The sequence below is a fragment of the Vibrio sp. 1180_3 genome (assembly GCF_029478545.1).
Lineage (GTDB): Bacteria > Pseudomonadota > Gammaproteobacteria > Enterobacterales > Vibrionaceae > Vibrio > Vibrio aestuarianus.
Map to the genome: position 1 here is coordinate 1 of NZ_SJFM01000135.1, position 993 is coordinate 993.

Sequence of the window (993 nt, forward strand, 5' to 3'; positions counted from 1 at the left end):
AGAGTCGGAAAGAGATTGCCCCGTGCTCTTTCGTGATCGTTGAACTCTCCGCACTATAGCGGGCATCTACACTGACATTGCGCGACATACGGAACACGGTAAGCCTGTATCACTCCCTCTGGGAAAGTCTCTGTGACCGATAGTGATGCAGGTAGAGGATGTTGGAAAAAGCGAAGGCTACATTGTAACGATGCAGATACAGGCAAATGTCTGGCACGAAAGTGGGCTGACTTCCGACTGGTCTTCCGTTGCAAGATAATTTGAAGAACTTTATTCAAGGAGAAATGCAAATGATGATTTCAAAAGAGATTAGTGCCTCTCCTGACAGTGCTCAATGGCAATCCATAAACTGGAAAGCCGTTGAATCCCATGTTTTAAAGCTTCAGATGCGTATTGCAAAGGCAACACGAGAAGGTAAACACGGCAAAGCGAAAGCGTTGCAGTGGATACTGACTCACTCGCGTTCGGCAAAACTTCTTGCTGTTAAGCGGGTATCACAAAATAAAGGCAGTAAAACGCCTGGAATAGATGGCGTTATCTGGAATACGGATACGCGCCGCATGAAGGCAGTCAATCAATTGAGCAGAAAAGCTTATCAAGCCAAACCGCTCAAGCGTATCTACATCCCCAAGAAAAACGGCAAACTCAGACCATTGGGTATCCCCTGCATGGTCGATAGAGCGCAGCAAGCGCTTCATCTTCTTGCACTAGAGCCAGTATCAGAAACACTTGCCGACCCTAACAGCTATGGATTCAGACCAAACCGCAGCACTGCCGATGCTATAGCGCAGTGCTTCAAGTGTTTGGCTATGAAACGATCGGCTCAATGGGTTCTAGAGGGGGACATTAAATCTTGTTTCGATAAAATCGGACATCAATGGCTTATGGACAACATTGCCGTAGATAAACGTATGTTGGAACAATGGCTAAAGTCTGGTTTTATAGACAAAGGGTTGTTCTATCGCACTGACGAGGGAACACCACAAGGTGGGG

1 protein-coding gene is annotated in these 993 nt (G+C 46.7%); it reads left to right on the forward strand.

The genetic code is table 11. From position 1 onward, the window contains the following. Positions 1-290 precede the first annotated feature (290 nt). Positions 291-993 (forward strand): reverse transcriptase N-terminal domain-containing protein (locus EYW48_RS21245; protein ID WP_277433053.1); only part of this gene is annotated, 703 nt, incomplete at its 3' end.